We start from the raw sequence: 6,309 nt of genomic DNA, 5'->3' as shown, positions 1-6,309 counted from the left end.
GCGGTGGGGTCGGGCAGCGGGAAGCCCGGCGCGGCCGGGGACGGGTCGCGGGAGGACGGATCGCCGGACGGTTCGGACATGTCTGCTCCGGAGCGGAAGGGGAATGGGGGGTGCCGACCGCCCGAGGGACGTGCCGGATCGGCCGAGAGACTGTCGTACGCGGAGCGGTCCCGCAACCCCGTCGCGCCGCGCGGCGGTGGGACGAACCACGCGGACGGCTACCCGGGCGCGGCCGCAGACAGCCGACCGCTCAGATTCGGTGATTGTTTACCCGACTTCTGCGCACGCGAGATGAGCGAAACTGGGTTAGGCTGCGGACCATGTGTGGAATCGTGGGTTACGCCGGCTCCCGTCCGGCGCTCGGCATCGTGCTCGACGGGCTGCGGCGACTGGAGTACCGCGGCTACGACTCGGCCGGCGTGGCTATCGTCTGCGACGACGAGCTGTTGACCGAGAAGAAGGCCGGCAAGCTGGCCAACCTGGAGAAGGTCCTCTCCGAACGGGCCGCCGGCGAGCCCACCTCCTGTGCCGCCAGCCCGATCGGAATCGGTGACGGCACCACCGGGATCGGGCACACCCGCTGGGCCACCCACGGCGGCCCGACGGACCGCAACGCCCACCCGCACCAGTCGCCGGACGGCCGGGTCGCGGTGATCCACAACGGCATCATCGAGAACTTCGCGAAGCTCCGCGCCGAGCTGGAGGCAGACGGGGTCGCCTTCACCAGTGACACCGACACCGAGTGCGCCGCCCACCTGCTCGCCAACGCGCTGGCCAACCTGCGCGCCGCGGGCGAGGCCGACAGCCCCCAGCTGCTCGCCTCCGCCATGCGGGTGGTCTGCCAGCGGCTGGAGGGCGCGTTCACGCTGCTCGCCGTCGACGCCGGCATCCCCGGCGCGGTGGTCGGCGCCCGGCGCAACTCGCCGCTGGTCGTCGGCCGGGGCGAAGGGGAGAACTACCTGGCCAGCGACGTGGCCGCGTTCATCGAGCACACCCGGGACGCGGTCGAGCTGGGCCAGGACCAGATCGTCCTGATCACCGGCGACAGCATCGAGATCACCGACTTCGACGGCCAGCCCGCCAGCGGCAAGGACTTCCACATCGACTGGGACTCCTCCGCCGCGGAGAAGGGCGGCTACGACTGGTTCATGCTCAAGGAGATCGAGGAGCAGCCGCAGGCGATCGCCGACACGCTGCTCGGCCGGCTCACCGAGACCGGCGAGATCGCCCTCGACGAGGTCCGCCTCAGCGACCAGGACCTCCGCGACGTCGACAAGATCTTCATCGTGGCGTGCGGCACCGCGTACCACTCCGGCCTGGTCGCCAAGTACGCCATCGAGCACTGGACCCGCATTCCCTGCGAGGTCGAGCTGGCCAGCGAGTTCCGGTACCGCGACCCGGTCCTCGACCGGTCCACGCTGATCGTGGTGATCTCGCAGTCCGGCGAGACCATGGACACCCTGATGGCGCTGCGCCACGCCAAGGAGCAGAAGGCCCGGGTCTTGGCCATCTGCAACACCAACGGCTCCACCATCCCCCGCGAGTCCGACGCGGTCCTCTACACCCACGGCGGGCCGGAGATCGCCGTCGCCTCGACCAAGGCGTTCCTCACCCAGCTCGTCGCCTGCTACCTCATCGGCCTGCACCTGGCCCAGGTGCGCGGCATCAAGTTCGCCGACGAGGTGGGCGCCGTCGTCGCCCAGCTCCAGGAGATGCCGGGCAAGCTGCGCGAGCTGCTGGACCGGATCGAGCCGGTCCGTGAGCTGGCCCGGGAGCTGAAGTCCGAGCCGACCGTGCTCTTCATCGGCCGGCACGTCGGCTACCCGGTGGCCCTGGAGGGCGCGCTGAAGCTCAAGGAGCTGGCGTACATGCACGCCGAGGGCTTCGCCGCCGGTGAACTCAAGCACGGCCCGATCGCGCTGATCGACAAGGGCACCCCGGTGATCTGCGTGGTGCCGTCGCCGGTCGGCCGGGGCATGCTGCACGACAAGGTCGTCTCCAACATCCAGGAGGTCCGCGCCCGGGGCGCCCGGACCATCGTGATCGCGGAGGAAGGCGACGAGGCGGTCGTCCGCTACGCCGACCACCTGATCTACGTGCCGCGTACGCCGACGTTGCTCGCACCGCTGGTGACCACCGTGCCGCTCCAGGTGCTCGCCGCCGAGATCGCCGCCGCCCGTGGCCACGACGTGGACCAGCCGCGCAACCTGGCGAAGTCGGTCACCGTCGAGTAACCGGAACGCACGGCCACCGCGCCCCCGGGCGGTCATCCGCCCGGGGCCGGCACCGGACGGCCGAGCACGATCCGGGCCATGCCGTCCAGCGCGGGGTTGCCCGGTTCCCAGTAACCGGCGTGCCCGGCGCGGGCACCGGGGAAGGTACGACCGCCGAAGCCCGGGTCGGCCGGGTCGTGGCCGAACCACAGCCGGTGGTCGTCGGGCCGCAGCAGCGAGACGGCGGTGGCCAGCGGCGAGGTGGCGAGCACCGCCCGGGCGGCCAGTTGCCCCGGCGGCTCCACCAGCCGGATGACGTCGTCCGGGGCGGTGCTCGCCCAGACCCGCTCCGGCGGCAGTCGCAGCGCCTCGGCCCGGTCCACCCCGACGCCGGGGGAACCGACGAAGACCAGGGCGTCGGCGGCCAGCCCGTGGTCGCGGGCCGCGCCGCCCACCACCACCGAGCCATAGCTGTGCCCGAGCACGGTCTGTCGGGCCGGCGGCCCCTCGTGGGTGGCGCGCAACCCCTCCTGGAAGCGGTGCAGCGCCGGGCCGGCCTCCCGGGCCTGGGTCGGCGAGGACGCCTCGGGCAGGAAGTCCGGCGCGTCGTAGTCCAGCCAGAGCACCGCTGCCGTCTCCTCGCCGGGCGCGATGCCGGCGCACCGGGCGAGCACCCGGCCGGCACGGCCCAGCTCCCCGGGTGCGTCGGCGAGGTCGGTGGTCATCCCCGGCACGTACGTCAGCACCTGCGCCGAGCGGTCCGGGTTGCCCAGCGCGACCACCGCCCGCCCGTCCCCGCGCTCGTCCAGCCCGAGAAGGTACGCCCGCGGTGGTCCCGCCGCCAGCCGCCCGGCTATCCCGTCCAGGCCGGCCAGCGCCGCCTCGACCCGGCGTAGCCCGGCCCGGTCATCGGGCCCGCCGGGGAGCCGGGCCGACAGCGCGTCCCGACGGTCGGCGAGCAGCAGCCGATTGGCCTGGTCCCGGGCGGCGGCCGGCACCCCGTCGAGGCGGCCCACCCGGGCCGGCTCGTGCAGCACCAGCCACCGTCGCTCGGCCGGGCTCAGGCCCGCCCACCACGCCCGGACCAGGGCGGGAGCGGATCCCGCCACCGGCCGGCCGGGTGGGGGCGGCGCGACCCAACCGGCGCGCGCGGCCGACGCCAACTCGTCGAGGCGGCCAGCGGCCTCCCGGTCGGCGGCGTCGGCCAGCGCGAGCGCGTCGCGCAGCGCCGCCGCCACCCGCGCCACCTCCGCCGCCCCGGCCACCGGTGGCTCGGCCCGGAGGATCCCCGTTTCCGGCCCGGCCCACCGGCGACCCGCCGGGCGGGACGGCGCAGGGACGGCGCTGGCGACGCCGTGCCGGTCGACCTGCACCCCGCTGCGGCCCGCCAGCGCCACCGCCTCGGCCAGCCGGGCCTTCGCCGCGCGCAGCCGGGCGGCGAACTCGGCCAGCACCTGATCCGCCTCGACCAGCGCCGGCAGCACCCCGGCCAGCTCACCCCGCAGCCCCGTGATCCGGCCGCCGGCCGCCGCGGCGGCCCCGCCCGACCAGCCGGTGCGCAACCTGCCCGCGCGGTCGGTGAGCCCCTGGCAGCGCCGCCGGACCGGCCCGGCCAGCCCGTGCCAGGCCGCCGCGGCGTCGGCCCAGTCCCTCGGGGCGGCCTGCCAGAGTTGCGCGTACCCGGTCATCGGGGCAGCGTGGCGAGCCGGTCGGCCGCCCGGTCGTCCACCGCCTGGTACGCGCCGGCGGCGGCGCGCAGGGCCTCGGCGGTCCCGGCCACCCGGGCGGCGAGCGTGCCCTGCCAGGCGTGCACGGCCGACTCCAGGCGGGCCAGCGCGGCGGCGGCCCGCCACTCCGGTGCCGCCACGGTCAGCCCCGGCGGGCCGGCCAGTCGGTGTGCCAGCGCGTACGCCTCGTCGACGAGCCCGCCCGCCACCTCGCGCAGCACCTCCGGTCGTACCTCCAACGGCTCCACGCCCTCGCCCTCCCCGTTCCGGCGAACCCGAACGGGTGCGACGCTAGGCGGCACGACGAGGCGGCCGGTAGCGGCTGTGGACGGCCGGCGGTGGCCGTACCTGCGGGTTCTCCACAGGCATTGCCCGCAGCGCGGCCGGCGGCTAATCTGCCGCCCGCCCCGCCGGTAGGGTGGGCACGTGATCGTCGCGGTCGGCATCGACGTCGTGCTGGTGGACCGGTTCGCCCGAGCCCTGGCCCGCACACCGCTGCTCGCCGACCGGCTCTTCACCGAGGCGGAGCGCTTCACCGGCTCCGGCAACCCACGCTCACCCGAGTCGATGGCCGCCCGGTTCGCCGCGAAGGAGGCGGTGGCCAAGGCGCTCGGTGCCCCGGCCGGGTTGAGCTGGCACGACTGCGAGATCGTGCCAGACCCGGACGGCCGACCGTGGCTGACCGTCTCCGGCACGGTCGCGGCCGCCGCCGTCGAGCGCGGGATCAACCGCTGGCACCTGTCGCTCTCCCACGACGGAGGGATCGCCTCGGCGATGGTGGTCGCGGAACGCTGAACGTCCGGGCGGGCCGTCCCGGCCCGCCGGCAGGCCGACGAGGGGACGCGGGTGGCATGAAACCGGTGTGGCGGGTCGCGGACGTACGCGCGGCGGAGGCGGGCCTGATGGCCACCCTCCCGACCGGGACGCTGATGCGCCGGGCCGCCGCTGGTCTGGCCCGCCGCTGCGCCCTGCTGCTCGCCGAACGGGGCGGGGTGTACGACGGCCGCGTGCTGCTGCTCGTCGGCACGGGTGACAACGGCGGCGACACCCTGTACGCCGGCGCCCACCTGGCCCGGCGTGGGGCCGCCGTGTCGGCGTTGCTGCTCGACCCCGGCCGGGCGCACGCCGGAGGGCTCGCCGCGCTGCGCGCCGCCGGTGGCCGACTCGTCGACCGGCCGCCGGCCACCGTCGACCTGGTGCTCGACGGCATCGTCGGCATCGGTGGCACGGGCGGGCTGCGGGAGACCGCCGAGCAACTGGCGGCCAGCCTGGTGCGGCACCGGGGCCGCGACGGCGGCCGGGCCACCGTGGTGGCGGTGGACGTGCCCAGCGGCGTCGCCGTCGACACCGGGGGCGTGCCGCTGTCCGCGTCCGGCCGCCCCGCCGCGGTGCGCGCGGACGTGACGGTGACCTTCGGCGTGCTGAAGCCGGCCCTGGTGGTCGGCCCGGCGGCCCCGTTGGCCGGGCAGGTCGAGCTGGTCGACATCGGGCTCGGCCCGTGGCTGCGCGGCACCCCCGCGCTGCGGGTCGCCGAGTGGTCGGACGTCTCCGGGTGGTGGCCGCGACTCGGCCCGGCCTCGGAGAAGTACACCCGGGGCGTGGTCGGGTTGGCCACCGGCTCCCGGACGTACCCGGGGGCTGCCGTGCTGTCGGTCGGCGGGGCGCTCGCCGGCCCGACCGGCCTGGTCAGGTACGCCGGCGGGGCCCGCGAGGAGGTGGTGCGGCAGCACCCGTCGGTGATCGCCACCGGCCGGGTCGCCGACGCCGGCCGGGTGCAGGCCTGGGTCTGCGGCTCCGGCCTCGGCACCGGCGAGGAGGCGGCGGCCGAGTTGCGCGCGGTGCTGGCCGCGCCGGTGCCGGTGGTGCTGGACGCGGACGCGCTGACCCTGCTGGTGGACGGCTCGCTCGCCGACCGGCTGCGTAACCGGGACGCCCCGATCGTGGTCACCCCGCACGACCGGGAGTTCACCCGGCTCTGCGGCGAGGAACCGGGCGCCGACCGGGTCGCCGCCACGCTGCGGCTGGCCGCCTGGATGAACGCGACGGTCCTGCTCAAGGGGGACCGTACGGTGATCGGCACGCCGGACGGCCGGGCGTACGTCAACCCGACGGGGAGCCCGACGCTTGCCACCGGCGGCACCGGCGACGTGCTGGCCGGGCTGCTCGGGTCGCTGCTGGCCACCGGGCTGGCCCCGGATCGGGCGGCGGCGAGCGCCGCGTACCTGCACGGGCTGGCCGGGCGGGAGGCGGCCCGGCATGGGCCGGTGACCGCACCCGACGTGGTGGCCGCGCTGCGGCCGGTGGTCGCGCCGCTGGTGGGTTGAGCCGGGGCCGGGGCCGGTCCTGCCCGGGAGCGACGATGGGTGATC

5 protein-coding genes are annotated in these 6,309 nt (G+C 76.1%); 3 read left to right on the top strand and 2 right to left on the bottom strand.

The annotated features are described in order from the left end of the window. Window positions 1–320 precede the first annotated feature (320 nt). Entirely contained in the window at window positions 321–2,234 is a 1,914-nt protein-coding gene (glmS, locus tag E1165_RS17090; RefSeq protein ID WP_132392624.1) for a glutamine--fructose-6-phosphate transaminase (isomerizing), read from the top strand. Between the two features lie 32 nt (window positions 2,235–2,266). Here glmS and E1165_RS17085 read toward each other — a convergent pair whose 3' ends face one another. Both E1165_RS17085 and E1165_RS17080 read right to left on the bottom strand, forming a co-directional pair. Then, window positions 2,267–3,901 (bottom strand): alpha/beta hydrolase, encoded by a 1,635-nt coding sequence (locus E1165_RS17085; protein WP_132392622.1) that lies wholly within the window; start codon window positions 3,899–3,901, stop codon window positions 2,267–2,269. Further along, window positions 3,898–4,188, bottom strand: a complete 291-nt coding sequence (locus E1165_RS17080) for a type VII secretion target (protein ID WP_132392620.1) — start codon at window positions 4,186–4,188, stop codon at window positions 3,898–3,900. The genes E1165_RS17085 and E1165_RS17080 overlap by 4 nt, the downstream gene beginning before the upstream one ends. A gap of 178 nt (window positions 4,189–4,366) precedes the next feature. Between E1165_RS17080 and E1165_RS17075 the strand changes: the two genes are divergently transcribed. After that, window positions 4,367–4,735 carry a holo-ACP synthase gene (locus E1165_RS17075; protein ID WP_132392618.1) on the top strand — a complete coding sequence of 123 codons (369 nt, stop codon included), beginning with the start codon at window positions 4,367–4,369 and terminating at the stop codon, window positions 4,733–4,735. A gap of 56 nt (window positions 4,736–4,791) precedes the next feature. Continuing rightward, window positions 4,792–6,264 carry an NAD(P)H-hydrate dehydratase gene (locus tag E1165_RS17070; RefSeq protein ID WP_132392616.1) on the top strand — a complete coding sequence of 491 codons (1,473 nt, stop codon included), beginning with the start codon at window positions 4,792–4,794 and terminating at the stop codon, window positions 6,262–6,264. The last annotated feature ends 45 nt before the right edge of the window (window positions 6,265–6,309 follow it).

It is taken from the genome of Micromonospora sp. KC723 (assembly GCF_004348595.1).
In the GTDB taxonomy this organism is placed as follows: domain Bacteria; phylum Actinomycetota; class Actinomycetes; order Mycobacteriales; family Micromonosporaceae; genus Micromonospora.
This window is presented reverse-complemented; position numbering and strand designations above follow the sequence as displayed.